Origin of the sequence: Streptomyces sp. NPDC048643 (assembly GCF_040650615.1) — a bacterium.
In the GTDB taxonomy this organism is placed as follows: domain Bacteria; phylum Actinomycetota; class Actinomycetes; order Streptomycetales; family Streptomycetaceae; genus Streptomyces.
In genome coordinates this window covers 21,131-45,009 of record NZ_JBEZHO010000067.1, presented here as the reverse complement: position 1 = coordinate 45,009, position 23,879 = coordinate 21,131, and the positions used below count along the sequence as shown (strand labels likewise).

Below are 23,879 nucleotides of genomic sequence, written 5' to 3'. Positions count from 1 at the left end.
GATCCGCCGCCGGATCGTCCGGCCGAGGCTGTGGGGCTGGGGCGCGCTGAGCGGGTCCGTGGGCATGTCCCTGTTCGGAGCCGCCCCTCACCCGTTGTCGCCGGGCGTTACTTCTTCTTGTTGGCGCCGCGCTTCTCCCGCACCCGCACCGAGATGTGGATCGGCGTGCCCACGAAGCCGAACTCCTCGCGCAGCCGGCGCTCGATGAAGCGGCGGTAGCCGTGCTCGATGAAGCCGGAGGCGAAGAGGACGAAACGCGGGGGCTTGGTGCCCGCCTGCGTGCCGAACAGGATGCGGGGCTGCTTGCCGCCGCGGATCGGGTGCGGGTGGGCGGCGACCAGCTCGCCGAGGAAGGCGTTCAGCCGGCCGGTCGGGACGCGGGTCTCCCAGCCGTCCAGCGCCGTCTCGATCGCCGGGACGAGCTTCTCCATGTGCCGGCCGGTGCGGGCCGAGACGTTCACGCGAGGGGCCCAGGCCACCTGGGCGAGCTCGGTCTCGATCTCCCGCTCCAGGTAGTAGCGGCGCTCCTCGTCGAGGGTGTCCCACTTGTTGAACGCGAGCACGATCGCACGGCCGGCGTCGACGGCCATGGTGACGATGCGCTGGTCCTGCACGGAGATGGTCTCGGACGCGTCGATCAGGATGACCGCGACCTCGGCCTTCTCGACGGCGGCCGCGGTGCGCAGCGAGGCGTAGTAGTCCGCGCCCTGCTGGAGGTGGACGCGCTTGCGGATACCCGCCGTGTCGACGAACTTCCAGGTGATGCCGCCGAGTTCGATCAGCTCGTCGACCGGGTCACGGGTGGTGCCCGCGACCTCGTTCACGACGACACGGTCCTCGTTCGCCACCTTGTTCAGCAGGGAGGACTTGCCGACGTTCGGGCGGCCGATGAGGGCGATGCGGCGGGGGCCGCCCACCGCGGCGCCGAAGCTCTGCTCGGGGGCCTCGGGCAGGGCTTCCAGGACGGCGTCGAGCATGTCGCCGGTGCCGCGGCCGTGCAGCGCGGAGACCGGGTGCGGCTCGCCGAGACCGAGCGCCCACAGGTACGAGGCGTCGGACTCGCCGCTCATGCCGTCGACCTTGTTGGCGCACAGGACGACGGGCTTGCCGGCCTTGCGGAGCAGCCGGACGACGGCCTCGTCGGTGTCCGTGGCGCCGACCTTGGCGTCGACGACGAAGACGACCGCGTCGGCGGCCTCGATCGCGTACTCGGCCTGGGCGGCCACGGACGCGTCGATGCCGAGGACGTCCTGCTCCCAGCCACCGGTGTCGACCAGCTTGAAGCGGCGGCCCGCCCACTCGGCCTCGTAGGTGACGCGGTCGCGGGTGACGCCGGGCTTGTCCTCGACGACCGCCTCGCGGCGGCCGATGATGCGGTTCACCAGGGTCGACTTGCCGACGTTCGGGCGGCCGACGACGGCGAGGACGGGCAGCGGGCCGTGGCCCGCCTCCCCGATCGCGCCCTCGACGTCCTCGATGTCGAAGCCCTCTTCCGCGGCGAGCTCCATGAACTCCGCGTACTCGGCATCGCCAAGCGCCCCGTGCTCGTGCTCTGCCGAGCCGTCGGGCTGGATGTGGTCGTTCATGAAGTCCGTACCTCGTCGTTCATCGTGGTGATCGGTGGAACGACCGCAAACCGGCCGATCCACTACTCAAGTGTCGCCTAACGCCCGGCGGGGCGCCCGGCGTTTTCCGGGCGTCCGGTGAGACGCCTGGCGTGGTCCAGGTGGGCGCTGAGCTGCTTCTGGATGCGGCCGGTGGCCTCGTCCAGGGCGCTGCGGGTGCGCCGTCCGCTGCCGTCGCCCGCTTCGAAGGGGTCGCCGAAGACGACGTCGACCCTGCTGCGCAGCGGGGGCAGCCCCTTTATCAACCGGCTGTTCCGCTCGGAGCTTCCCAGCACCGCCACGGGGACGATCGGGGCGCCGCTGCGCACCGCGAAGTACGCGAGGCCGGCCCGCAGCGAGGCGAAGTCGCCGTCGCCCCGGGTGCCCTCGGGGAAGATCCCGAGGACGCCGCCGGACGTCAGGACGCCGAGGGCGTCGGTGATGGCCGTGCGGTCGGTGGTGTGACGGTCCACCTTCAGCTGGCCGATGCCCAGCAGGAAGGGGTCGAGCGGCCCGATGAACGCTTCCTTCTTGATCAGGAAGTGGGTGGGCCGGGGCGCCACGCCCATGACCATCGGTCCGTCGATGTTGTGCGAGTGGTTCACGGCCAGGATCGCCGGACCGGTCGCGGGGACCTTCCAGGCGCCGAGGACACGCGGCTTCCACAGCCCGTACATCAGGCCGACGCCGATACGGCGCCCGACCTCGGCGCCTCTCGCGGAGGGTGCGGTCACTCGGCGGCCCGCTTCTCCTCGACGAGGGTGACGACGCACTCGATGACCTGCTGGAGCGTGAGGTCGGAGGTGTCCACCTCGACGGCGTCGTCCGCCTTGGCGAGCGGGGACGTCTTGCGGCTGGAGTCGGCGGCGTCGCGCCGGATGAGCGCCTCGCGGGTCGCCGCGACGTCCGCGCCCTTCAGCTCGCCGCTGCGGCGGGCGGCGCGCGCCTCCGGAGAGGCGGTGAGGAAGATCTTCAGGTCGGCGTCGGGCAGCACGGTGGTGCCGATGTCCCGGCCCTCGACGACGATGCCGTCGGCGGCGGACGCGGCGAGCGTGCGCTGCAGCTCGGTGATCCGGGCGCGCACCTCGGGCACGGCGCTGACCGCGCTGACCTTGGAGGTGACCTCCTGCGTGCGGATCGGGCCCGCGACGTCGATGCCGTCGACCGTGATGGTCGGCGCGGACGGGTCGGTCCCGGAGATGATCTCCGGCTTGCCGGCCGCGGAGGCGATCGCGGCGGGGTCCGTGACGTCGATGTCGTTGCTGACCATCCACCACGTGATCGCGCGGTACTGGGCCCCGGTGTCCAGGTAGCTCAGCCCGAGCTTCGCGGCCACGGCCTTCGAGGTGCTCGACTTGCCGGTGCCCGAGGGGCCGTCGATGGCCACGATGACGGTCGGAGCGGTCCGGGCGGCGCCGTTTTCCACGGTGGGAACACCTTCCTGGTGCGGGGTGGAGGTCTGTGCGGGACACGATCGCGCCCCGCACAAGGTTACTGGCTCCGCGGACCCCGTATTACTGGCCCTTCCCGGGCCGTACGAGCGGGCCGTCCCCGCTCCGGCTCACCGGGGCCCGCCGGGTCACCCCCGGCCGGGCCCGGAGCTGCCGCCCGGCCCGGGACCGGGCTTACTGGCGCAGCGCCCAGCCGCGGTCCCGCAGCGCGGCGCTGAGCACCGGTGCCGCCTTCGGCTCGACCATCAGCTGCACCAGACCGGCCTGCTGCCCGGTGGCGTGCTCGATGCGTACGTCCTCGATGTTGACCCCGGCCTGCCCCGCGTCGGCGAAGATGCGGGCGAGCTGGCCCGGCTGGTCGTCGATGAGGACCGCCACGACCTCGTAGGCGCGCGGCGCGGAGCCGTGCTTGCCGGGGACACGGACCTGTCCGGCGTTGCCGCGGCGCAGGACGTCCTCGATGCCGGTGGCGCCGTCGCGGCGCTTGCCGTCGTCGGCGGACTGGAGGGCGCGCAGCGCCCGTACCGTCTCGTCGAGGTCGGCGGAGACGTCCGTGAGGAGGTCCGCGACGGGTCCCGGGTTGGCGGAGAGGATGTCGATCCACATCCGGGGGTCGGAGGCCGCGATACGGGTCACGTCGCGGATGCCCTGCCCGCAGAGGCGTACGGCCGCCTCCTCCGCGTGCTCCAGGCGGGCGGCGACCATGCTGGACACCAGGTGCGGCATGTGCGAGACGAGGGCGACGGCACGGTCGTGGGCGTCCGCGTCCATCACGACGGGCACGGCCCGGCAGTGCGACACCAGTTCCAGGGCGAGGTTCAGGACCTCGGTGTCGGTGTCGCGGGTGGGCGTGAGGACCCAGGGGCGCCCTTCGAAGAGGTCGCCGGTCGCGGCCAGCGGGCCGGACTTCTCGCGTCCGGACATGGGATGCGAGCCGATGTACGCGGCGAGGTCGAGGCCGAGGGCCTCCAGCTCGCGGCGGGGGCCGCCCTTGACGCTGGCGACGTCCAGGTAGCCGCGGGCGAGACCCCGGCGCATGGCGTCGGCGAGGGTGGCGGCGACGTGGGCGGGCGGCGCGGCGACGATGGCGAGGTCGACGGGCCCGGCGGGCGGCTCGTCGGTGCCCGCGCCCAGTGCCGCGGCGGTACGGGCCTGCTCCGGGTCGTGGTCGGCGAGGTGGACGACGACGCCGCGGGCGGCGAGCGCGAGGGCGGCCGACGTGCCGATCAGGCCGGTGCCGATGACGAGTGCGGTCCTCACTGGGCGATGTCCTTGCGCAGTGCGCCGGCGGCGCCGAGGTAGACGTGCACGATCTCGGCGCGCGGCCGGTCGGACTCGATGTGGGCGAGGACCCGGACGACGCGCGGCATGGCGCCCTCGATGTCCAGTTCCTGCGCGCAGATCAGCGGGACGTCGACGATGCCGAGCTTGCGCGCGGCGGCCGCCGGGAAGTCGCTGTGCAGATCGGGTGTCGCCGTGAACCAGATGCTGATCAGGTCGTCCGTGGTGAGCGCGTTCCGCTCCAGGACGGCGGTGAGCAGCTCGCTCACCTGCTCATCCATGTGGCCGGCCTCGTCCCGTTCCAGTTGGACGGCGCCCCGGACCGCTCGTACCGCCACGGTGATGCTCCTCGCTGGTCTGCGTCGGTCGTGTCGTGGCCAGCGTAGTCAGGGCCCGGAGCGGGGGTGCGCGGCGCCCGCCTGACGAGACGGGGCCGCGCAGCGGACCCGGCCGTCCGCGGCCGGGGCCACGGGGTCAGAGCGACTGCTGCTTGATGAGGTCCTCGAGCGAGGTGCCGGACGGGATCTGCCCGGTCGGGGTGAGCTTGTCGACGGCCTGCGGAAGCGACTGGGCGATCTGGTCCGCGGCCTGCTGGGGGCTGACCCCGTTCTGCTCGGCGACCTTCTGGAGGGTCTCGTCGGGCAGCGCCTCGGCGATCTGCCGGCCGCTGACGGCCTTGTTCTCGCCGCTGCCGACCCAGGACTGGGCCTGGTCGACCAGGCCGGACTTGGTGAGCATGTCCATCAGGCCGCCCAGCGGACTGCCGCCGCCGTTGCCCGACGCGCCGCCGCCGAGGGCTCCGAGCAGCGCGCCCAGGATGTTGCCCGCGCCGCCGCCGGAGGAGCCGGACTGGCCGCCCCCGCCGAGGAGGCCGCCGAGCAGACTGCCGAGATCGTTACCCGCCATGGTCCCGCCTTTCGTGAGTGCGGCCGGGGGAGGCGCCCGCCCGGCCTCAAGCTCTGTCAATGTCACCGGAATCACCCCTTTCCGCCACTTGTGGTGAGAACGCGCCTGTGCGCCTCTGGACGCGGGGCCGCGGGTCCGCTCTCATGGCAGGAGACTCGCCTCGGGGGAGGCCCGTATGACCCGCATGAAGCGTCCAGGACCCCTTCTCACCCTTCTCGCGGGGCTCGTGCTCGGCGTGTTCCTGCTGTCGCTCAACGCGGCGACGGGGACGAGGACAGCGTCGGCCGACCAGAAGAACCCACCGGGCGCCACGGTGTCGCCCGCCGCGTCCGGGGCCTCCGCGTCCCCGTCCTCACCGGACCCCTCATCGCCGTCGCCGCGTTCGTCGCCCTCCTCATCGCCTCCGGCGTCACCCACGGTCCGCCCGGCGCCCGACGCCGACTACGCGGGCCGCACGGACGACGACTCGTCGGCGGTCGCCGTCTCCCTGCGGAACGGGAAGGCGATCGCGTACTTCTGCGACGGGCACGACAAGGAGTCCTGGCTGAAGGGCGACGTCGGCAGCGACGGCGCCATGAAGCTCACGGGCCGCGACGGCGCCGAGCTGAACGGCACGCTCAAGGACGGCCGGCGGATCCGCGGGACCGTCGACCTCGGCGGGCGGCGCTACGGCTTCACCGCCGACCGGGCGGTCAAGCCGTCCGGGCTGTACCGGGCGACCTCGACCGTGCGCGGGGCGAAGATCGACGGCGGCTGGATCGTGCTGCCGGGCGGAAAACAGGTCGGCGTCGTCGACCGCGACGGCACTCCCTCGAAGGCTCCGGCGATCGACCCGGAGACCGGTGCCGTGACCATCGACGGACACAAGATCGTCGCGCGGCCTGTCACCCCCTGACCCCCTCTCTCGCAGGGAGCAGCTCATGACCGTGGACCCGAACGCCGCCACCCGGGGATTTCCCGTTCCGCCACCCGCCCACCGCCGCCGGAGTCCGGCCCGCTATCTCGTCCCCGCCCTGGTCGCCGGGGCGGTCGCCCTCGGCCTCGGTGTCTACGGCAGACTGCACGACCCGGCCGGAACGGCCTTCAACCTGGCGGGCTTCAGCAGCACCGGCGCCGTGAAGTCGTGGCTCGCGACGGCCGCGTTCTTCTTCGCGCTCGTCCAGTTCGCGTCGGCGCTCATGATGTACGGGAAGCTGCCGGGGCCGGGCTGGGCGTCCACGCTGCACCGGTGGTCCGGGCGGATCGCCTTCCTGGTGGCGGTGCCGGTCGCCGTGCACTGTCTGTACGCGTTGGGCTATCAGACGTACGAGACACGCGTCCTGTTGCACTCGCTCCTCGGTTGCTTCTTCTTCGGTGCCTTCAGTGCCAAGATGCTGCTGCTCCGCTGGGAGCGCCTGCCCGGCTGGCTGCTGCCGATCGTCGGCGGCCTGGTCTTCGCCGTGCTCACGGCCCTCTGGCTGACGTCCGCCCTCTGGTTCTTCCGAACGTTCGGAGTGACGACATGACCCACCGCTCGACGCGGCGCACCGTGATCCTCGCGACGGGGGCGTCCGCGCTGCTCGTGGGGTGCAGCAAGTACGGGGACGAAGGCGGCTCGGACAGCTCCTCGGACAACACCTCCAACACCTCGCCGAAGGCGTCGAGCGGCGAGAAGCTCGCCTCGACGGGCGACATCCCGGTCGGTGGCGGCAAGATCTTCAAGGACAAGAAGATCGTGGTGACCCAGCCGAAGAAGGGCGACTTCAAGGCCTTCTCGGCGATCTGCACGCACCAGGGCTGCACCGTGAACACCGTCGCGAACGGCACGATCGACTGCCCGTGCCACGGGAGCAGGTTCAGCGTCGAGAACGGCGCGGTGAAGGCCGGTCCCGCACCGCGTCCGCTGCCCGCGGAGAAGATCGTCGTGGAAGGAAATTCGATCCGCACGGCGTGAGAAGGCCCGTACGCTCCGGGCATGCGTTCCGAATCCGGAGCGCCGCGGGTCTCCGCGGCGTCCCCCGTCTCCCCGCTCTCCCTGGTGCGTGATCACACGGTCTACTCCTGTGTGATGGGGTCGCGGGCCTTCGGGCTGGCCACGGACGACAGCGACACGGACGTCCGGGGCGTCTTCCTCGCCCCGACCCCGCTGTTCTGGCGCTTCGAGAAGCCCCCGACCCATGTCGAGGGGCCGGCGGAGGAGCAGTTCAGCTGGGAGCTGGAGCGGTTCTGCGCGCTCGCGCTGCGCGCCAACCCGAACATCCTGGAGTGCCTGCACTCCCCCCTCGTCACGTACACGGACGAGGTGGGGCGCGAACTCCTCGCCCTCAGAGGGGCGTTCCTGTCCCGTCTCGCACACGAGACGTTCGCCCGCTACGCCCTGGGCCAGCACAAGAAGCTGGAGGCCGATGTCCGCCGGCACGGCGCCCCGCGCTGGAAGCACGCCATGCATCTGCTGCGGCTCCTGATGAGTTCGCGCGATCTGCTGCGCACCGGCGTCCTCACGGTCGACGTGGGCGACCAGCGGGAGCCGCTCCTCGCCGTGCGGCGGGGCGAGATGTCCTGGGACCGGGTCGAGGCGTGGATGTCCCGGCTGGCGGCGGAGGCCGAGGAGGCGGAGTCCCGCAGCCCGCTTCCGCCCGAGCCGGACCACGCGCGCGTGGAGGACTTCCTGATCCGGACGCGCCGGGCCGCCGCGCTCCGGGACTCCGGCGCTCCGGACCCGCCCTAGGAGACGGCCGCGGCCTGTCGGTCGGCGTCGAGACGGACCCGGACGACGTAGTCGTGCAGGGCGTCGCGCACGGAGGGGGCCTCCGGCAGTGCCGAGGCGTCCTGGGCCTCGTCGAGGAGGCTGTGCAGCCGCTCGACGTCCGCCTCCACGCGCGCGTGGGGGACGTCGGCGGCGCCGTGCTCCCGCTCCGCCTTCTCGGCGATCAGGTCCGGCAGGTAGTCGGGAGAGGCGATCTGTCCGACGAGCGTCGGCAGATCGGCCTGGACCTCGCCGCTGCGCATGAGGTGGATACCGGTGAGCAGCACACGGAACGTGTAGAGCAGCGGCTTGAGTTCGCCGGTCCTCTCGAAGAGCCGCCACTGCGTCGAGGCGAACCCCCGGTAGTGGTGGGCGTGATGACGGGTGAGGACGCCGGGGGCGAGCGAGACCAGCTCCCGGTGTTCGTCACCGGTGTGCACGACGAGCGGCGAGAGCAGCTGCTCCAGTACATAGCCGTTGCGCCGCAGCATCAGCCGTACGAACTTGCGCAGGTCGTGGGTGACCAGGTCCATCTCGACGCCCTCGCGCAGCCACATGCGGGACCGGGTCTCCTCGGGCTCGCGCAGTCCGACGAGGTCGGCCGTGGGCAGCAGATGGACGCCGCGCAGGTCGACGTCGGAGTCGCGCGAGGGGAAGCCGTACAGGTGCGCCCCGGAGACGGTGGCGAAGAGCACGGGGTCGGGCTGTTCGGCCACCACGCTCGCGAGGTCGGTGCCGAGGTCCAGGGCGTCTGTCATCCCTCAAGCGTCCCAGAGCGCCCCCAGGGACATCAGGTCGCCCTGGTACTCGATCCGGTCGGCCCACTCCCGGGGCCAGGCACCGGAGCCGTGGTAGGCGCCGGCGAACGCCCCGGTCAGGCAGGCGATCGAGTCGGAGTCGCCCGAGGTGCAGGCGGCGCGGCGCAGCGCGGTGACGGGTTCGTCGACGAAGAGCAGGAAGCACAGCAGGCCGGTGGCGAGTGCCTCCTCGGCGACCCAGCCCCCGCCGGTGGCCATGCAGGGGTCGGACTCGGGCGAGACGGTGCGCACGGCGTGCCGGAGGTTGTCGAGGACGTCGAGGCACTCGTCCCAGCCGCGGGAGATGTACTGCTCCGGTGTGGCGTCCTCGCTGAAGGTCCACAGGTCGCCGAGCCAGCGCGTGTGGTAGCGGTGCCGGTTCTCGTACGCGTACGAGCGCAGCCGGCCGATCAGTCCCATCGGCTCGGTGCCCTGGGCGAGCAGCCAGACCGCGTGGGCGGTGAGGTCCGAGGCGGCGAGCGCGGTGGGGTGGCCGTGGGTGAGTGCGGCCTGCAACTGCGCGGCCCCGGCCCGCTGTTCGTCGCTGAGTCCGCGGACGAGTCCGACGGGTGCGACGCGCATGTTGGCGCCGCAGCCCTTGGAGCCGATCTGACTGGCCTCCTGCCAGCGCCGCTTCTCGTTCTTGAGGAGGTTGCAGGCGGTGAGGCAGGTCCGGCCGGGGGCGCGGTTGTTCTGCGGCGACTGGTACCAGTCCACGAACTCCTCGCGCACCGGCCGTTCCATCCGCAGCGGGCCGAGCAACCCGCGGTCCATGGCGGTGCGCAGCCCCCAGGCCAGGGCGAGCGTCATCTGGGTGTCGTCGGTGACGATCGCGGGCCGGGGCAGCGCCATCTGCCGCCAGGGGCCGCACTTGTCGAGGATGGCGGGCACGGAGTTGAACTCGGTGGGGAACCCGAGCGCGTCACCGAGGGCCAGGCCGATCAGGGAGCCGGTGGCGGCGCGTTTCGCGAGGGTCGTGGTGGTCATCAGGGCCGTCCTTCCGAGGTGGGGCGCAGCAGGGGTGGATGCAGTGCTTTCGCGCCGCCCGCGCGGTAGAGGGCGGCGGGCTTGCCGCGGCCGCCGGTGAGGCGGGCGCCGCCGGGGACCTGTTCGACGAAACCCGGCGTCGCGAGGACCTTGCGGCGGAAGTTGGGCCGGTCGAGAGCGGTGCCCCACACGGTCTCGTAGACCTGCTGCAGCTCTCCGAGGGTGAACTCGGGCGGACAGAAGGAGGTGGCGAGACAGGAGTACTCGAGCTTGGCGCCGACGCGTTCGTGGGCGTCGGCGAGGATGCGGTCGTGGTCGAAGGCGAGCGGGGCGAGCGCGTCGAACCGCAGCCACCGGGCCTGTGCCGCGTCGCCGCCGCCGTGCGGTTCGGGGGCGTCGGCGAGGAGCGCGGCGAACGCGACGGAGACGATCCGCATACGGGGGTCGCGGTCGGGTTCGCTGTAGGTGCGCAGTTGTTCCAGGTGGAGCCCGGAGATGTCCGACAGGCCCGTCTCCTCGGCGAGTTCGCGGCGCGCCGCCGCCTCCGCGGACTCGTGGGGCAGCACGAAGCCGCCGGGCAGCGCCCAGTGGCCGGCGTACGGCTCCTGGCCACGCTCGACGAGCAGCACCTGGAGTGCGCCCGCGCGCACCGTCAGGACGGCCAGGTCGACGGTGACGGCGAAGGGCTCGAAGGCGTACTTGTCGTATCCCTCGGGCTTCGTACCGCCCGGCGCGCGGCCGTCCTCTGACGCCACACCCTCATCCCCTTTATGGTCAGTCTGACTATGGTCAGTACGACTATAAAGGGGATGCGAGGACCCCAACAAGGTTCACGCCCACGGAAGTTGCTGCTCCTCGCCGCGCCCGTGGGAGATGTGTCGCCGCCTGGGGCGGGGGCGGCGGAAGGGATGCGGAACCCGGACGAAGGCCGCTTCGGTCACCCGTCGACCCCGGCGTTCGTAACCTCGGCCCGACGGGCCCGCGACCGGCGCACGTCGTGCCCCTGCGCCGGTGTGCGCGCCGGGGCGAGAGCCGCCACGAGCGCTCCGACGGTCGCGACGCCGGCGGAGACCCACAGCGCGGGGCCGCAGCCGTCGACGAAGCGCTCGGCCGAGCCGTAGCCCCCGTACCGGGTGAACACGGCCGCGGCGACGGCGATCCCGAAGACTCCGCCGAGTTCGCGCAGCGCGTTGTTGACGCCCGCGGCGACCCCCGCGTCGGCGGGCGGGACCGACGAGGTCACCGCGTTGGCGACGGTGGGGAAGACCATCGAGATGCCGACGCCCGCGACGATCAGCGGCAGCACCAACCGCCCGTAGTCCACGCCCGGTTCCACCTGCCACGCCAGCAGACCGAGACCGAGCGCCTGGAGAGCGAGCCCGCCGAGCATGAAGGGCCGGTTGCCGAACCGGTCGGCGAGCGCGCCCGCGAGCGGAGCGACGGCCAGCGGCATGCCGGTCCACACCAGGATGCGGACACCGGCCTGCAACGGCGAGTTCCCGAGCCCCAGTTGGAACAGCTGCGTGATCATGAACAGGGAGCCGAGCAGCGACATGAACGTCAGGAAGGCGACGCCGTTGGCGGTGGAGAAGGCCCGCCGGCGGAAGTATCCGAGCGGCAGCATCGGGTAGCGCGCCCGCGACCGCTCCCAGCCGAGGAAGGCCGCCGTGAAGAGGACTCCGAGCGCCAGTGCGCCCAGCACCTCGGCGCTCCCCCAGCCCGCCTGCGGGGCCCGCACCGGCGCCCAGGCCAGGCCGGTCAGCCCGACGGCCGCCAACAGCAGCCCCACGACGTCGAGTTGTGGACGCGGCCCGTGACTCTCACGCAGCTTCAGCGCGGCCAGTGGCAGCATCACCAGCCCGGTGGGCACGTTCAGCCAGAAGATCCACTGCCAGGACAGGCCCTCGGTGACGGCCCCGCCGAGGACGGGTCCCGCCGCCACCCCGAGGCCGGTCACCCCGCCCCACACCCCGATGGCCACGCCCCGCTTCTCGGCCGGGAACGCCTCGCTGATCAGGGTCAGGGTGAGCGGCAGCAGGACGGCCGCGCCGGCGCCCTGGAGCACCCGCGCGCCGATGAGCTGCCCCGGCCCCCCGGCCAGCGCCGCGAGCGCCGAGGCCAGGGTGAAGACGGCGAGCCCGGCGACGTACATGCGCCGCCGGCCGAAGCGGTCGCCGAGCGCGGCACCGGTCAGGGTGAGACAGGCGAACACGAGGTTGTACGCGTTGATCGTCCATTCCAGGTCGGACAGGCTCGCCCCGAAGTCGGCCCGCAGCGAGGGCAGCGCGGTGGCCACGACGACCACGTCCAGGGAACAGAGCAGCGCCCCCAGTCCGGCGAGCACGACGGTCCACGCACGGCGTGCGGGCACGGGCGTCGGCTGCTGGACGGGGGCGCGTGCGGTGGTGTCGGTCATGACGGTTCCTTCCGTGAGGATCACTCACGGAAGACGGACCGGCGCCGCCCCGAAAAGGAATCGTGGCTGCGGACCGCGTCCCAGGAAGGCGAGCAGCAGGTCGCCGGGCCCGGCCCCCGCGGGCACCGCGACCGGATCGGCGAACCGCACCCCGCGGTCGGCGTCCGCCACCACGACCGGTGCGAGGGGCAGCAGTTCCGCCGCGAGCGCGGACGGTATCGGCCGTGGCCGACCGCACGCCTGCGTCACGTCCCAGCCGTGCACCGCGATCTCCAGGGCACCGACCGCCGCCAGCAGCCCCAGGTCGAGGCGGCGGTCCCCCACGGCCGGGGCGGGCGGCGCGCCGGACACGGCCGCCCAGGCGCCGAGGAGCGCCCCGGCCCGCGCGCGGAAGGCACACACCGGATCGGCGGCGGGTACGGCGGGACACAGCCCCACCCGGCCCTCGGCGACGCCCTCGTAGAGCGCGTCCAGCGAGTCGTCGAGGTGCTGGAGCAGTTCCCCGAGGTCCCAGTCCGCGCACGGCGTCGGCCGGCCCAGACCCGTGCGCGGGACGGCCGCGACACCGCCCAGCGCGTAGGCGAGGGAACGCTCCAGCAGCTCACCGGGGTTCACGCGAGCACCCCGGGCAGCCCGAAGCCGGGGAACAGCTCCGGGTCCAGGAAGACGGTGAGCCGTGCGACAGCGCCCTCCTCGACGGTGAGGACCTGCACGGAGTGCGCCCGCAGCATCCCGTCGGCACCGCTTTCGTACGCCGCCACCGCCGGCTGCCCGTTGGCCCGGACCGGCAGCATGCGGATCCATCCCGGCGCGCGGCCGGAGAGCACCCGTACCCGCAGGAACCGCAGGACGTCCTTCTTGCCGCTGAACCACTCCAGGTGGGGCGGCATCTCCAGCTCGACCCCGTCCCGCAGCAGGCCCAGCAACGACTCCATGTCGGCGTTCTCGAAGGCCCGCATGTACCGGTCGAGCAGCTCGCGGTCGTCGGCCCCGTCGGGCTCGACCACCAGGTCCTCCTCCGGCGCGACCTCGTCGAGGCGGGCACGCGCGCGCTGGAGGGTGCTCTTGACCGCCGCGGTGGTCGTGTCGAGCACGGCGGCGACCTCGGAGGCCCGCCAGGCCAGCACGTCCCGCAGGATGAGCACGGCCCGCTGCCGCGCGGGCAGGTTCTGCAGCGCGGCGACCAGCGCGAGCCGCAGGGTGCCGCGCGCGGCGACGACCGCCGCCGGGTCGAGGAGCGAGTCGGGCAGCGGCTGGAGCCAGGGAACGTCCGTCGCCGGGGCCCGCAGCGGGCCCTCCGGCGCGTCTCCCGGCCCGCCGAGCCCGGTGGGCAGCGGACGCCGCCCCCGCCCCTCCAGGGCCGTCAGACACGTGTTGGTGGCGATCCGGTAGAGCCAGGTGCGCAGGGAGGCCCGGCCCTCGTACCCCTCGTAGGACCGCCAGGCCCGCAGGTACGTCTCCTGGACCAGGTCCTCGGCGTCGTCGACCGAGCCGAGCATGCGGTAGCAGTGGGCGAGCAGCTCCCGCCGGTACGGGTCGGTCAGCCGGACGAACTCGTCCCGGTCCGTCGTCGCGGTCATCGCCGCTCCCTTCGTTCGCACCGGGCGCACGGCGGCACACCGGTGGTCCGTTCACCGGTACAGACCGGCCGGGCGGCGAAAACGAATCGGCCGGCCCCGGAGAAGTTCCGGAACCGGCCGTCGTACGCGCGAGGCGCGGGGGGGGCGGTGGGTCGTGCGACCGCCCCCGGGGTCCTGTCGGGGCCTAGAGGCCGACCTCGGCCATCAGCATGCCGACCTCGGTGTTCGACAGGCGGCGCAGCCAGCCCGACTTCTGGTCGCCCAGCGTGATCGGGCCGAAGGCGACGCGCACCAGCTTGTCGACCGGGAAGCCGGCCTCGGCGAGCATGCGGCGCACGATGTGCTTGCGGCCCTCGTGCAGGGTCACCTCGACGAGGTAGTTCTTGCCGGTCTGCTCCACGACGCGGAAGTGGTCCGCCTTGGCGTACCCGTCCTCCAGCTGGATGCCGTCCTTGAGCCGCTTGCCCAGGTCACGCGGGATCGGGCCGACGATGTGCGCGAGGTAGACCTTCTTCACGCCGTACTTGGGGTGGGTCAGCCGGTGCGCGAGCTCACCGTGGTTGGTGAGCAGGATGACGCCCTCGGTCTCGGTGTCGAGCCGGCCGACGTGGAAGAGCCGCGTCTCGCGGTTCGTCACGTAGTCGCCGAGGCACTGACGGCCCTCGTTGTCCTCCATGGTGGAGACGACACCGGCGGGCTTGTTCAGCGAGAAGAACTGGTACGACTGCGTCGCGACCGTCAGGCCGTCGACCTTGATCTCGTCCTTCTCCGGGTCGACGCGCAGACCCTGCTCCAAGACGATCTCGCCGTTGACCTCGACCCTGGCCTGGTCGACCAGTTCCTCGCAGGCACGCCGGGAGCCGTAGCCCGCTCGCGCGAGGATCTTCTGGAGGCGCTCGCCCTCCTCCTCGGCACCCGGGAAGGTCTTGGGCAGCTTGATGTCGGGCTTGCCCGCGTACCGGTCGCGGTTGCGCTCCTCGGTCCGCGTCTCGTACTCACGGGAGCGCGAGGGCTCGGTGCGGCCGCCGCGCTGCTGGCCCTGCTTGGGGCCGCCCTTGGCGCCGCCGCGTGCCGAGGCGCCGCGCCCGGACTTCGGGCCTTCGTGTGTGCCCCCGGGGCCTACGTCGTAGCGACGCTCCTCGGGACGGGGCTTGCTGGGACGCTTCGGCTGGTCGTCGCGCCCCGCGTCGCTCCTCGGCTGGGAACCGGCTCCGCGTGAGCCCGCGCTCCCGCCGGCCCCACGCGAACCGCCGGCCCCACGCGGGCCGCCGCCTCCACCGGCCCCACGCGAACCGCCGGCGCTTCCGCGCGCACCGCCGCTCCCGCCGGCCCCACGCGAGCTACCGCTCCCGCCGGTTCCCCGCGGGTTGCCGCGCCCGCTGTTCCTGCCGCTGCCACTGCCACTGCTTCGCATCAAAGTTCCGTCGTCGTCGTGTCGTCTGCGTCTGTATCCGGTGCATCCGGATCGAACGACGGGACCCCTTCCAGCGTCTCTGCTTCGATCGCGTCCGCCTCGGGGAGGAAGGGCGCGAGCTCCGGGAGCTCGTCCAGACCGCGCAGGCCCATTCGCTCCAGGAAGTAGTTCGTCGTCGTGTACAGGATCGCACCTGTTTCGGGTTCCGCGCCCGCCTCCTCCACCAGACCCCGCTGGAGGAGGGTGCGCATCACGCCGTCGCAGTTGACTCCGCGGACCGCCGAGACCCTGGAACGGCTGACCGGTTGGCGGTACGCGACGACGGCGAGCGTCTCCAGGGCGGCCTGGGTGAGACGGGCCTGCTGCCCGTCCAGGACGAAGCGCTCGACGGCGGCCGCGTACTCGGGCCGGGTGTAGAAACGCCAGCCGCCGGCGATGAGCCGCAGCTCGAATCCACGGCCCTGGACGGTGTAGTCGTCGGCCAGTGCGCGCAGGGCGTCCGCGATCTGCCGCTTGGGCCGCTCCAGTATTTTCGCGAGGTGCTCCTCGGTCGCGGGTTCGTCGACGACCATCAGGACGGCCTCAAGGGCCGGCCTGAGGTCGAGGTCGGCGACGGTGCGCGGCCCCGCGGGGGTCTCCATGGTGTCCTCGCTCACGTCTTCTCCTCCTCGGGTTCCCCGCGCTCCTTGGCCGCCCGCCTCTTCCCGTCGTCCAGCGGCTCAGGGGGCCGGTCGAACTCGTCCGTCACCCTCGGCTGGTCCCCGCCCTCGCCGCCCGTCCAGCGCACCATCAGGTCCCCGAGGGCCTCCTCCTGGTCCAGGGCGACGGCCTTCTCCCGATAGAGCTCCAGCAGGGCCAGGAAGCGGGCGACGACGGTGAGGGTGTCGTCGGCGTCCTCGACGAGCGCCCGGAAGCTGGCCTCGCCCAGTTCCTTCAGCCGCGCCACCACGATGCCCGCCTGCTCCTGCACGCTGACGAGCGGCGCGTGGATGTGGTCGACGTAGACCTGCGGCCTGGGCTTGGGCTGCATCGCCTTCACGGCGAGCCTGGCGAAGCCCTCCGGCCCGATGCTGATGACCACCTCGGGCAGCAGCGCGGCGTGGTGCGCCTCCAGGCCGACCGTACGCGGGTAGCGGCGGCCCTCCTCTTCGAGCCGGGCGTTGAAGATGTCGGCGATCCGCTTGTACGCGCGGTACTGGAGCAGCCGTGCGAACAGCAGGTCGCGCGCCTCCAGGAGGGCCAGGTCGGCCTCGTCCTCGACCTCCGCGGTCGGCAGCAGGCGGGCCGCCTTCAGGTCGAGCAGGGTGGCCGCGACGACCAGGAACTCGGTCGTCTGATCGAGGTCCCAGTCCGGCCCCATCGCCCGGATGTGCGCCATGAACTCGTCGGTGACCTTCGACAGCGCGACCTCGGTGACGTCGAGCTTGTGCTTCGAGATGAGCTGGAGCAGCAGGTCGAAGGGCCCCTCGAAGTTCGAGAGCCGCACCTTGAAGACGCCGTCGTCGGTGGCGTCGGTCGGGTCGGCCGCGTCGGAGGCGTCGCCGCCTGTCGTCCCGGTCCCTTCGGGAGCAGTGACGGGCCTTGCGGATCCGGCCGTGGCCCCCTGACCCGGCCCCGTCGGAACGTGGGCCGCGCCGGTCCCGGGCACGGAGGCCGGCGTGTCACCGGGCGCTCGTCGTGGCACGGCGGACGGAGCCCTGGACGCGGGCGGGACAGCGGTCCCGGCAACCGCGACAGGGCCGCCTCCGGTCTCTCCGGCGGACCCGTCAGGCCCCGCAAGGCCCGCGAGATCCTCGTCCCCGACGTCGCCCGCCACGAAGACGCCGGCGGAGGGGGCGGGAGCCGGGGGGTGCATGGGATCCGCAGTTGCCGGTCCGCCCGACCGGGAGCCCTCGACCGGGAAGCCTCCGGCGGATCCGGTGGGACCGGCGAGAGGCCCGGTCCTCGCTCCGCTCGCCCGAGCGGCTTGGTCGGACCCGGCGGACTCCGGAAGCGCCTCAGCGGCCTCCGCGGGCACCTGGAGCGCCTCGGAGCGTCCGACCGGACTCGCGGGCCCACCGGACGCGTCGGGGCCCTCTGGGGGCGCCTCAGGCGGTTCGGTGGGGGTCTCACGTCCGCCGCCGGACGCCTCAGGCGCTCCTGAGTCCTCGGTGGAGGGGGCCGGCGGCGCTTCCAGCGGCCGGGCGGGCGGTTCGTTCGGACCGCCCGTAGGACCGGGTGGTTCCGGGGACGGCGGGGGCTGGGCCCCACCGGGCGCCGGTGCCGTGCCCGGTCCGCGCCCCAGCGCACGCCGACGACCGCCGGAGGCGGCGGTCGGAGGCGGGTCGTTCGAGGTCATAGCCGTCGCAGGCTACCGCTACCGCCCGCGCAGCCGTCGTACGAGGATGCTCGCGTCCCCACGGGATTCCAGATCGGCGAGGACGACGGCGACCGCCTCGCGGACGATCCGCCCGCGGTCCACGGCGAGCCCGTGCTCACCGCGGAGCACCAGGCGGGCGTGCTCGAGGTCCATCAGTTCCTCGGCGGACACGTACACCGTGATCTTCTCGTCGTGCCGCTCCCGCCCGCTGGGGCGCCGGTTGGGGGCCGCCCGCCCGCGCTTGCGGGACGACTGCCCGCCGGCGGCGGGGGCGGCAGAACCTTCCTGCGCCTGCGGACGCCGCCCCGAACGGTCCGGGGCACCGCCCCGGCTGCGGGACTCCCCCGCGTCGGACGACTCGGCGTCGGCGGCGACGTGTTCGTCGCCCTCACCGTCACCGCCCTGGACGGGCACCGCGTGCGGTGCGTCCTCCCCGGCGGCCGCCGCGTCGCTCTCACCGGCCGGAGCCGGCACCCGGGCCTCGCCGTTGGTCCGGCGCGAGGGCGTGGACGACTGGAGCGCCATTCCCCCGGTGGTACGGAACAGTTCGTCGGCCCCCGGCAGACTCACTCGGCGGGACACCGGGCGAGCACCTCCCTGGCGAGCTGGCGATAGGCGGCGGCACCGACGGAGTTGGAGGCGTACGTGGTGATCGGCTCACCGGCGACCGTGGTCTCCGGGAAGCGGACGGTCCGGCCGATCACGGTGTGGTAGACGTGATCGTCGAAGGCCTCCACGACGCGTGCGAGCACCTCACGACTGTGCACCGTGCGGGAGTCGTACATCGTCGCGAGGATGCCGTCGAGTTCCAGGTCGGGGTTGAGCCGCTCCTGGACCTTCTCGATCGTCTCCGTGAGCAGCGCGACACCACGCAGCGCGAAGAACTCGCACTCCAGCGGCACGATCACCTTGTGGGCGGCCGTCAGCGCGTTCACGGTGAGCAGACCGAGCGAGGGCTGACAGTCGATCACGATGTAGTCGTAGTCGGCCATCAGCGGCTTCAGGGCCCGCTGGAGCGTCGACTCGCGCGCGACCTCGCTGACCAACTGCACCTCGGCGGCGGACAGGTCGATGTTGCTGGGCAGCAGGTCCATGTTCGGGACCGCCGTCTTCAGGAGCACCTCGTCGGCCGCCATGCCCCGCTCCATGAGCAGGTTGTAGACCGTGAGGTCGAGCTCCATCGGGTTGACGCCGAGCCCCACGGACAGCGCGCCCTGCGGGTCGAAGTCGACGAGGAGCACGCGGCGGCCGTACTCGGCGAGAGCCGCGCCCAGGTTGATGGTCGACGTGGTCTTGCCCACGCCGCCCTTCTGGTTGCACATCGCGATGATCGTCGCGGGTCCGTGGCTGGTCAGCGGACCCGGGATCGGGAAGTAGGGCAGGGGCCGCCCCGTCGGGCCGATGCGCTCACGGCGCTGGCGGGCCGCGTCGGGCGCGAGCGTGGCCGCGTACTCCGGATCGGGCTCGTACTCGGCGTCGGGGTCGTAGAAGTGCCCCTCGGGCAGTTCGTCGTAGTCGGCGAAGTGGGTGTGGTTCTCGCCACTTCCGTTGCCGGCCATGGCGTTCACGTGATGGCCATCCATGCTCTGGTGTGCTGGCTGGGTCAGCCCTGTTCTAGGGGGACTCTGGTGGGCTGCGAAGGTGCGGACAGCGACGGAGCCGACAGCCTCGAGCCCCGTGGGGCTCTGGCCCCGCGCCGGCATTCCTGGTTGACCACCCCCGGGAGTAAATGTCGACTCATTCACAAGTCGTCTTACCTCCTTGGTGACCAGGAAACTTCTAGATAGGTCAGCGTGGCACCATGCCGACGGTTGGCGACTCTATGGCGTGTCACCGCTCCGCAGCAACACAATCCGCCGGACCCGACCCGATGTGTCGGCAACCGAACACCCCTCTGTCAAGGGCGTAAGGCCGTCGCACAGCAGGTTTCACCGGTGTGCGAATCGGTTAAAGAGTTACGTTCGTGGCGAGTTGAACGAGTGTCGCAAAGTGACCCGACACACACCCGGCCGGACCTTGTCGGGCAAGGTCCGGCCGGGTGCGCGGTGTTGACGACCTGTGTTGACGTATCGCCTTTTGTCAGCCCGGAGTCGACCTCGAAAGTCGACTCTCGACGCCTCCGTGGGTCCTAGCTGAGCAGGCTCTCCAGGGCGACGTGCTCCAGGCCGTGAGCCTCGGCGACCTCGCGGTAAACGACCTTGCCGTCATGGGTGTTGAGGCCCTTGGCCAGGGCGTTGTCGCGGCGCAGCGCCTCGACCCAGCCGCGGTTGGCGAGCTCGACGATGTACGGCAGCGTCGCGTTGGTCAGCGCGTAGGTCGAGGTGTTGGGCACCGCGCCGGGCATGTTGGCGACGCAGTAGAAGACCGAGTTGTGGACCGGGAAGGTCGGCTCGGCGTGCGTGGTGGGACGCGAGTCCTCGAAGCAGCCGCCCTGGTCGATCGCGATGTCGACAAGGACACTTCCCGGCTTCATCCGCGACACGAGCTCGTTGGTGACCAGCTTCGGGGCCTTGGCACCCGGGATGAGCACGGCGCCGATCACGAGGTCGGCCTCGAGGCAGGCCTTCTCCAGCTCGAAGGTGTTGGAGACGACGGTCTGGATCTTCGTACCGAAGATCTTGTCCGCCTCCTTGAGCTTGTTGATGTCGCGGTCGAGCAGGGTCACGTGGAAGCCCATGCCGATGGCGATCTGCGCGGCGTTCCAGCCGGAGACGCCGCCGCCGATGACGACGGCCTTGGCTGCGAGCACGCCCGGGACACCGCCGGGCAGGACGCCGCGGCCGCCGTTGGCGCGCATCAGCTGGTAGGCGCCGACCTGCGGGGCCAGTCGGCCCGCGACCTCGGACATCGGGGCGAGCAGCGGCAGCGCGCGGCTGGGGAGCTCGACGGTCTCGTACGCGATCGCCGTGGTGCCCGACTCCAGGAGGGCGTCCGTGCACTCCTTGGAGGCGGCGAGGTGCAGGTACGTGAAGAGCGTCTGGTCCTTGCGCAGGCGGTGGTACTCCTCCGCGATCGGCTCCTTGACCTTGAGCAGCAGGTCGGCGGTGGCCCAGACCTCGTCGGCGGTGCCGAGGATCTGCGCACCGGCGGAGACGTACTCCTCGTCCGTGATCGAGGAGCCGACGCCGGCGTTCTGCTCGACGACGACCTGGTGGCCGTGGCGCACCAGCTCGTGCACACCGGCGGGGGTGATGGCCACCCGGAACTCGTTGTTCTTGACCTCGCGGGGGATGCCGACCTTCACGTCGATCACGGTCCTTGGCTCAGAGGGTTCGGGGCTATGCACGCCGAGGCGATGCAAGCCAGGCGATGCATGTCATACCCGGCATACGGGAGCACACCGGGAGACACCACGGAAGAACGCGGCGGAGCCAGTCTAATGAAGGGATTCTTTCTGTCTAGCCTTTCAATGCATCAATCTTCAGCGGATGCACTACGGATTTCGCAGGCGTTAGCGTCCTGTTCCAGATCGAATGCGCTCTCCGGGAGCTCATCTCCCAGCATGCGCTCGGCCGCGGCACGGTGCAGCCGGGCGGCCGCGGGGTCGCCGAGCCGGTCCAGGGTGTCGGCCAGCCGGAGCTGGAGCGCGGCCTGCAGCCGTACGTCGTCCGCGCGACGCGCCCACTCGACGGCCTCCTGGCAGGTGCGCAGCGACTCCTCGGGCCGTCCGGCGTACTCCTGGACGCGTGCCATCTCGCTCAACGCGCGGGCCTGCGCGGCGACATCGCCGTTCTTGCGGTGCCCGGCGACGGCCGCGCGCCAGTTGACCAGCGCCTCGCCGTAGCGGCCCGCGTAGGTGTGCGCGGTGGCGATGCGTCCGTACAGGCGGGCGGCGTCCACCCGCTCACCGCGGGCGAGGCGTTCGGCGAGGGCCCGGCCGTACCAGTCGGCGGCCCGGTCGTAGTCGCCCAGCTCCTGGTGGGCACCGCCTACGGATTCCATCGCGCGGCCGGTCGCGTACGGGTCGTTCGCCTCCCGTCCGGCGTCCAGCGCGGCCCGGTAGCGGGCGAGGGCGTCGGTCGTCCGGCCGGTCTGCGCGTCGAGGTCGGCGAGGTTCAGCAGGGCCGCGGCCTTCTCGCGCGGCAGCTTCCGGCGCTCGGCGACGTCGAGCACGAGCCGGTGGATGCCGTACAGCTCGGGTGCGGCGGCCTGGGTGCCGAAGTGGGCGACCATGGCCCGCACCAGGGCGGCCATCAGACGTCGGGCGAGGGTGTCCAGCTCCCCGTCGGCCACCGCGAGCCGGGCGGAGGCGAGCAGCGCTGGCTTGCGGACGGTCAGCCACTCCTCCGCCGCCCGGGGGCTCGGGAAGCGGAGGGCGCGCGGCATCCCGGCGAGCTTCTCCTGGGCGGGCGAGCTGTCGGTCTCCGTGACGGCGCGGCAGGACACCAGCAGCCGTACGGTCCGTTCCAGCATCCGGGCGCGGGCGAGCTGCACCTCGGCGGGCCGGTCGTGCGCCTCGATCAGTGCCTGGAGGAGCGGCTGGAGGCAGCCGGGGACCTCGTACTGCGGCAGCGGGGCCGGGACCGCGCGGAGCAGGCCGAGGGCGACGAAGTCGTCGAGCGTGGTGCGGGCGGCCTGCACCGAGCAGCCCGCCAGGGCGGAGGCCGTGTGCGGGTCCACGAGCCCCGCGGGCGCCAGGGAGAGCAGGCGCAGTATCCGCGCGGCCGTGCTCGGCAGCGCGGTGTAGGCGAGCCGGAAGACGCGGGCCAGCGCGGTGCCGTCCTCGCCCTCGGAGCGCAGGTGCTTGGCGAGGTCGGCCACGGCGGACGCCGGGCGGGCGGCGAGCCAGCCGCCGGCGAGCACCAGGGCCGCGGGCTGGCCGGCGCAGAGTTCGACCAGTCCCTCGGCGGCGAGCGGGTCCACGGTGATGCGCACCGAGCCGGTGAAGTGGCCGAGGAGTTCGAGGGCCGACTTGGTGTCCAGGCCGCCGAGGGTGCAGGGGCGGACGTCGGCGATCCCGGTCAGCGGGCCCCCGGACACGGCGACGACCAGGCAGTCCGGGGAGTCGGGCAGCACCGCGTCGACCTGCTCGGCGTCGGCCGCGTCGTCGAGGACGAGCACCGCGCGGCGGACGGCGAGAGCCTCGCGCAGCCGTTCGCCGAGGTCGTCCGCGCCGGCGCCGGGGGGCGTGGGCAGCCCGAGGGCGGTGAGCAGTTCCCGCGCGGTGGACTCGGTGGGCACCGGGGTGCCGTCGGGTTCGGTGAGCCGGGCTCGCAGTATGCCGTCGGGGTAACTCTCGGCGACCTGCGCGGCGAGTTCGGCGGCGAGCGCGGTGCGGCCCGATCCGGGTTTCCCTGCGATCAGGAGAACCCGCGCGCGAGGCGCCTTGCGGCCGGACAGCGTGTCCAGCCCGGCGCGTTCGATGTCGGCCCGGAGTTCCTTCAACTCTCTGGTACGGCCCAGGAACTGACTCTCCGTAGGAGCGGACCCGGCAGCCGGGCGCCGCCCCTTGGCCGACACCTTCGTGCCGCCGTCGTCCACTGCCTGATCCGCCACGGGCCACACTCCCGTTCCACTGCGCGCGCAAGCCCGCCGGGACTCCGGTTCGGGCGTTTCCAGAGCCTAGTTCACGCTCTGCGACGATCCGGGAGGAGCGCGGCGGGGACGTCCCCCGATCGGATCAGGCGATCGTAGGACCGGCACCTCCGGACGGGTGGGTGCTCCGCGTCCGGAGGGTGGCGGGAGGAACCGCTGTCAGGCGTCGAAGGGGCGCGCGGGCCACGGCGCCTCGGCGGGACGCAGCGCGTCCAGACCGTCGCCCTGCCGGGCCGCCACGAGCGAGAGGACGCCCACGACCAGGCAGTTGTTGTGCAGCTCGCCGGCGAGGACACCGCGGACGAGATCGTCGAGGGGAACGCGGGCCAGCTCCATGTCGGCCTCCTCGTCCTCGACGTCGAACCGCTCGCCCTCCGCCTCGGAGAGGTCGCGGGCGAGGAAGATGCGGACGGCCTCGTCGCAGCCGCCGGGCGTGGTGTACACGTCGGTCAGCACGCGCCAGCTCTCCGCCTTGACGTGCGCCTCCTCGTACAGCTCGCGCTGCGCGGCGTGCAGCGGGTTCTCACCGGGGATGTCGAGCAGGCCGGCCGGGATCTCCCACAGCTTCTGGCGCACGGGGTGGCGGTACTGGCGCAGGACCAGCACCCGGCCCTCGTCGTCGAGGGCGAGGACGGCCACGGAGCCCGGGTGGACCTGGTAGTCGCGGCGGACGACGGACCCGTCGGGCATGACCACGTCGTCGGTGCGTACCGAGGTCTTGTTGCCCTTGAAGGGGGTCTCGGTCGCCCGGACCTCCCACTCCTCGGGGGTGTCCTTGATCGTCATGGCTGTCCTCCCACACGTGCCCAAAGAAGCCGGTCCGT

The 23,879-nt window shown here is 72.4% G+C and carries 24 protein-coding genes; 4 read left to right on the top strand and 20 right to left on the bottom strand.

Features of this window, described 5'->3' with window-relative positions:
* Nucleotides 1-107: 107 nt before the first annotated feature.
* The 6 genes from der to AB0C62_RS38435 form a co-directional block, all read right to left on the bottom strand.
* The gene (gene der / locus AB0C62_RS38460; RefSeq protein WP_362981388.1) at nucleotides 108-1,586 is read right to left on the bottom strand and encodes a ribosome biogenesis GTPase Der; all 1,479 of its coding nucleotides are present in this window, start codon (nucleotides 1,584-1,586) and stop codon (nucleotides 108-110) included.
* 77 nt (nucleotides 1,587-1,663) lie between these two features.
* Entirely contained in the window at nucleotides 1,664-2,377 is a 714-nt protein-coding gene (locus AB0C62_RS38455; RefSeq protein ID WP_362981386.1) for a lysophospholipid acyltransferase family protein, read from the bottom strand.
* Nucleotides 2,335-3,030, bottom strand: coding sequence for a (d)CMP kinase (cmk, locus tag AB0C62_RS38450; protein WP_362981384.1), 696 nt, complete (start codon nucleotides 3,028-3,030; stop codon nucleotides 2,335-2,337). Before cmk ends, AB0C62_RS38455 begins: the two co-directional genes overlap by 43 nt.
* Nucleotides 3,031-3,229: 199 nt before the next feature.
* Nucleotides 3,230-4,315: a prephenate dehydrogenase gene (locus tag AB0C62_RS38445; RefSeq protein WP_362981382.1), complete on the bottom strand. Its 1,086-nt coding sequence runs from the start codon at nucleotides 4,313-4,315 to the stop codon at nucleotides 3,230-3,232.
* Nucleotides 4,312-4,674, bottom strand: a complete 363-nt coding sequence (aroH, locus tag AB0C62_RS38440; protein WP_081223608.1) for a chorismate mutase — start codon at nucleotides 4,672-4,674, stop codon at nucleotides 4,312-4,314. Before aroH ends, AB0C62_RS38445 begins: the two co-directional genes overlap by 4 nt.
* A 136-nt stretch (nucleotides 4,675-4,810) precedes the next feature.
* Nucleotides 4,811-5,242: a YidB family protein gene (locus tag AB0C62_RS38435; RefSeq protein ID WP_362981380.1), complete on the bottom strand. Its 432-nt coding sequence runs from the start codon at nucleotides 5,240-5,242 to the stop codon at nucleotides 4,811-4,813.
* Between the two features lie 184 nt (nucleotides 5,243-5,426).
* Here AB0C62_RS38435 and AB0C62_RS38430 point away from each other — a divergent pair, with 184 nt between their 5' ends.
* Genes AB0C62_RS38430 through AB0C62_RS38415 form a run of 4 tightly spaced genes read left to right on the top strand, consistent with a single transcriptional unit; the run spans nucleotide 5,427 to nucleotide 7,949 of the window.
* Nucleotides 5,427-6,137, top strand: a complete 711-nt coding sequence (locus AB0C62_RS38430; protein ID WP_362981398.1) for a hypothetical protein — start codon at nucleotides 5,427-5,429, stop codon at nucleotides 6,135-6,137.
* Nucleotides 6,138-6,162: 25 nt separating this feature from the next.
* A complete protein-coding gene (locus AB0C62_RS38425) occupies nucleotides 6,163-6,747 on the top strand; it encodes a DUF6529 family protein (RefSeq protein ID WP_362981378.1) in 585 nt (194 codons plus the stop codon).
* The gene (locus AB0C62_RS38420; RefSeq protein ID WP_362981376.1) at nucleotides 6,744-7,175 is read left to right on the top strand and encodes a Rieske (2Fe-2S) protein; all 432 of its coding nucleotides are present in this window, start codon (nucleotides 6,744-6,746) and stop codon (nucleotides 7,173-7,175) included. The genes AB0C62_RS38425 and AB0C62_RS38420 overlap by 4 nt, the downstream gene beginning before the upstream one ends.
* A gap of 21 nt (nucleotides 7,176-7,196) precedes the next feature.
* Nucleotides 7,197-7,949, top strand: a complete 753-nt coding sequence (locus tag AB0C62_RS38415) for a nucleotidyltransferase domain-containing protein (protein WP_362981374.1) — start codon at nucleotides 7,197-7,199, stop codon at nucleotides 7,947-7,949.
* On the opposite strand, the gene AB0C62_RS38410 is transcribed toward AB0C62_RS38415, so the two are convergent.
* The 14 genes from AB0C62_RS38410 to AB0C62_RS38345 all read right to left on the bottom strand — a co-directional run bounded on the left by AB0C62_RS38410 (nucleotide 7,946) and on the right by AB0C62_RS38345 (nucleotide 23,841).
* The gene (locus AB0C62_RS38410; protein WP_362981372.1) at nucleotides 7,946-8,725 is read right to left on the bottom strand and encodes a nucleotidyltransferase domain-containing protein; all 780 of its coding nucleotides are present in this window, start codon (nucleotides 8,723-8,725) and stop codon (nucleotides 7,946-7,948) included. The genes AB0C62_RS38415 and AB0C62_RS38410 overlap by 4 nt on opposite strands.
* A 3-nt stretch (nucleotides 8,726-8,728) precedes the next feature.
* On the bottom strand, nucleotides 8,729-9,751 hold the full coding sequence (locus tag AB0C62_RS38405; RefSeq protein ID WP_362981370.1) for an ADP-ribosylglycohydrolase family protein: 1,023 nt from the start codon (nucleotides 9,749-9,751) through the stop codon (nucleotides 8,729-8,731).
* Entirely contained in the window at nucleotides 9,751-10,506 is a 756-nt protein-coding gene (locus AB0C62_RS38400) for an NUDIX domain-containing protein (protein ID WP_362981368.1), read from the bottom strand. Before AB0C62_RS38400 ends, AB0C62_RS38405 begins: the two co-directional genes overlap by 1 nt.
* 182 nt (nucleotides 10,507-10,688) lie before the next feature.
* On the bottom strand, nucleotides 10,689-12,167 hold the full coding sequence (locus tag AB0C62_RS38395; protein WP_362981366.1) for an MFS transporter: 1,479 nt from the start codon (nucleotides 12,165-12,167) through the stop codon (nucleotides 10,689-10,691).
* Between the two features lie 24 nt (nucleotides 12,168-12,191).
* Nucleotides 12,192-12,782, bottom strand: coding sequence for a TIGR03086 family metal-binding protein (locus AB0C62_RS38390; RefSeq protein WP_362981364.1), 591 nt, complete (start codon nucleotides 12,780-12,782; stop codon nucleotides 12,192-12,194).
* Complete coding sequence (locus AB0C62_RS38385; RefSeq protein WP_362981362.1) at nucleotides 12,779-13,747, bottom strand: sigma-70 family RNA polymerase sigma factor; 969 nt, start codon at nucleotides 13,745-13,747, stop codon at nucleotides 12,779-12,781. Before AB0C62_RS38385 ends, AB0C62_RS38390 begins: the two co-directional genes overlap by 4 nt.
* 184 nt (nucleotides 13,748-13,931) lie before the next feature.
* Complete coding sequence (locus tag AB0C62_RS38380) at nucleotides 13,932-15,161, bottom strand: pseudouridine synthase (RefSeq protein WP_362981360.1); 1,230 nt, start codon at nucleotides 15,159-15,161, stop codon at nucleotides 13,932-13,934.
* Nucleotides 15,161-15,817 carry an SMC-Scp complex subunit ScpB gene (gene scpB, locus AB0C62_RS38375; RefSeq protein WP_081223620.1) on the bottom strand — a complete coding sequence of 219 codons (657 nt, stop codon included), beginning with the start codon at nucleotides 15,815-15,817 and terminating at the stop codon, nucleotides 15,161-15,163. Before scpB ends, AB0C62_RS38380 begins: the two co-directional genes overlap by 1 nt.
* A complete protein-coding gene (locus AB0C62_RS38370) occupies nucleotides 15,814-17,016 on the bottom strand; it encodes a segregation/condensation protein A (protein WP_362981358.1) in 1,203 nt (400 codons plus the stop codon). Before AB0C62_RS38370 ends, scpB begins: the two co-directional genes overlap by 4 nt.
* A gap of 501 nt (nucleotides 17,017-17,517) precedes the next feature.
* Nucleotides 17,518-18,102: a hypothetical protein gene (locus AB0C62_RS38365; RefSeq protein ID WP_362981356.1), complete on the bottom strand. Its 585-nt coding sequence runs from the start codon at nucleotides 18,100-18,102 to the stop codon at nucleotides 17,518-17,520.
* On the bottom strand, nucleotides 18,087-19,223 hold the full coding sequence (locus AB0C62_RS38360; protein WP_355874640.1) for a ParA family protein: 1,137 nt from the start codon (nucleotides 19,221-19,223) through the stop codon (nucleotides 18,087-18,089). The genes AB0C62_RS38365 and AB0C62_RS38360 overlap by 16 nt, the downstream gene beginning before the upstream one ends.
* A 425-nt stretch (nucleotides 19,224-19,648) precedes the next feature.
* Nucleotides 19,649-20,773, bottom strand: a complete 1,125-nt coding sequence (ald, locus tag AB0C62_RS38355) for an alanine dehydrogenase (RefSeq protein WP_362981354.1) — start codon at nucleotides 20,771-20,773, stop codon at nucleotides 19,649-19,651.
* Nucleotides 20,774-20,934: 161 nt separating this feature from the next.
* Entirely contained in the window at nucleotides 20,935-23,016 is a 2,082-nt protein-coding gene (locus AB0C62_RS38350) for a tetratricopeptide repeat protein (protein ID WP_362981352.1), read from the bottom strand.
* A 198-nt stretch (nucleotides 23,017-23,214) separates the two neighbouring features.
* Entirely contained in the window at nucleotides 23,215-23,841 is a 627-nt protein-coding gene (locus AB0C62_RS38345) for an NUDIX hydrolase (protein WP_362981350.1), read from the bottom strand.
* Between the last annotated feature and the right edge of the window lie 38 nt (nucleotides 23,842-23,879).

What these genes read in the sequence shown, in the direction of transcription:
- AB0C62_RS38380 (WP_362981360.1), bottom strand. Translation starts at nt 15,161, where the DNA reads ATGCGAAGCAGTGGCAGTGGCAGCGGCAGGAACAGCGGGCGCGGCAAC.
- AB0C62_RS38370 (WP_362981358.1), bottom strand. Translation starts at nt 17,016, where the DNA reads ATGCACCCCCCGGCTCCCGCCCCCTCCGCCGGCGTCTTCGTGGCGGGC.
- AB0C62_RS38405 (WP_362981370.1), bottom strand. Translation starts at nt 9,751, where the DNA reads ATGACCACCACGACCCTCGCGAAACGCGCCGCCACCGGCTCCCTGATC.
- AB0C62_RS38345 (WP_362981350.1), bottom strand. Translation starts at nt 23,841, where the DNA reads ATGACGATCAAGGACACCCCCGAGGAGTGGGAGGTCCGGGCGACCGAG.
- AB0C62_RS38415 (WP_362981374.1), top strand. Translation starts at nt 7,197, where the DNA reads ATGCGTTCCGAATCCGGAGCGCCGCGGGTCTCCGCGGCGTCCCCCGTC.
- AB0C62_RS38430 (WP_362981398.1), top strand. Translation starts at nt 5,427, where the DNA reads ATGAAGCGTCCAGGACCCCTTCTCACCCTTCTCGCGGGGCTCGTGCTC.
- AB0C62_RS38360 (WP_355874640.1), bottom strand. Translation starts at nt 19,223, where the DNA reads ATGCCGGCGCGGGGCCAGAGCCCCACGGGGCTCGAGGCTGTCGGCTCC.
- AB0C62_RS38395 (WP_362981366.1), bottom strand. Translation starts at nt 12,167, where the DNA reads ATGACCGACACCACCGCACGCGCCCCCGTCCAGCAGCCGACGCCCGTG.
- AB0C62_RS38420 (WP_362981376.1), top strand. Translation starts at nt 6,744, where the DNA reads ATGACCCACCGCTCGACGCGGCGCACCGTGATCCTCGCGACGGGGGCG.
- AB0C62_RS38425 (WP_362981378.1), top strand. Translation starts at nt 6,163, where the DNA reads ATGACCGTGGACCCGAACGCCGCCACCCGGGGATTTCCCGTTCCGCCA.
- AB0C62_RS38385 (WP_362981362.1), bottom strand. Translation starts at nt 13,747, where the DNA reads ATGACCGCGACGACGGACCGGGACGAGTTCGTCCGGCTGACCGACCCG.
- AB0C62_RS38435 (WP_362981380.1), bottom strand. Translation starts at nt 5,242, where the DNA reads ATGGCGGGTAACGATCTCGGCAGTCTGCTCGGCGGCCTCCTCGGCGGG.
- AB0C62_RS38410 (WP_362981372.1), bottom strand. Translation starts at nt 8,725, where the DNA reads ATGACAGACGCCCTGGACCTCGGCACCGACCTCGCGAGCGTGGTGGCC.
- der (WP_362981388.1), bottom strand. Translation starts at nt 1,586, where the DNA reads ATGAACGACCACATCCAGCCCGACGGCTCGGCAGAGCACGAGCACGGG.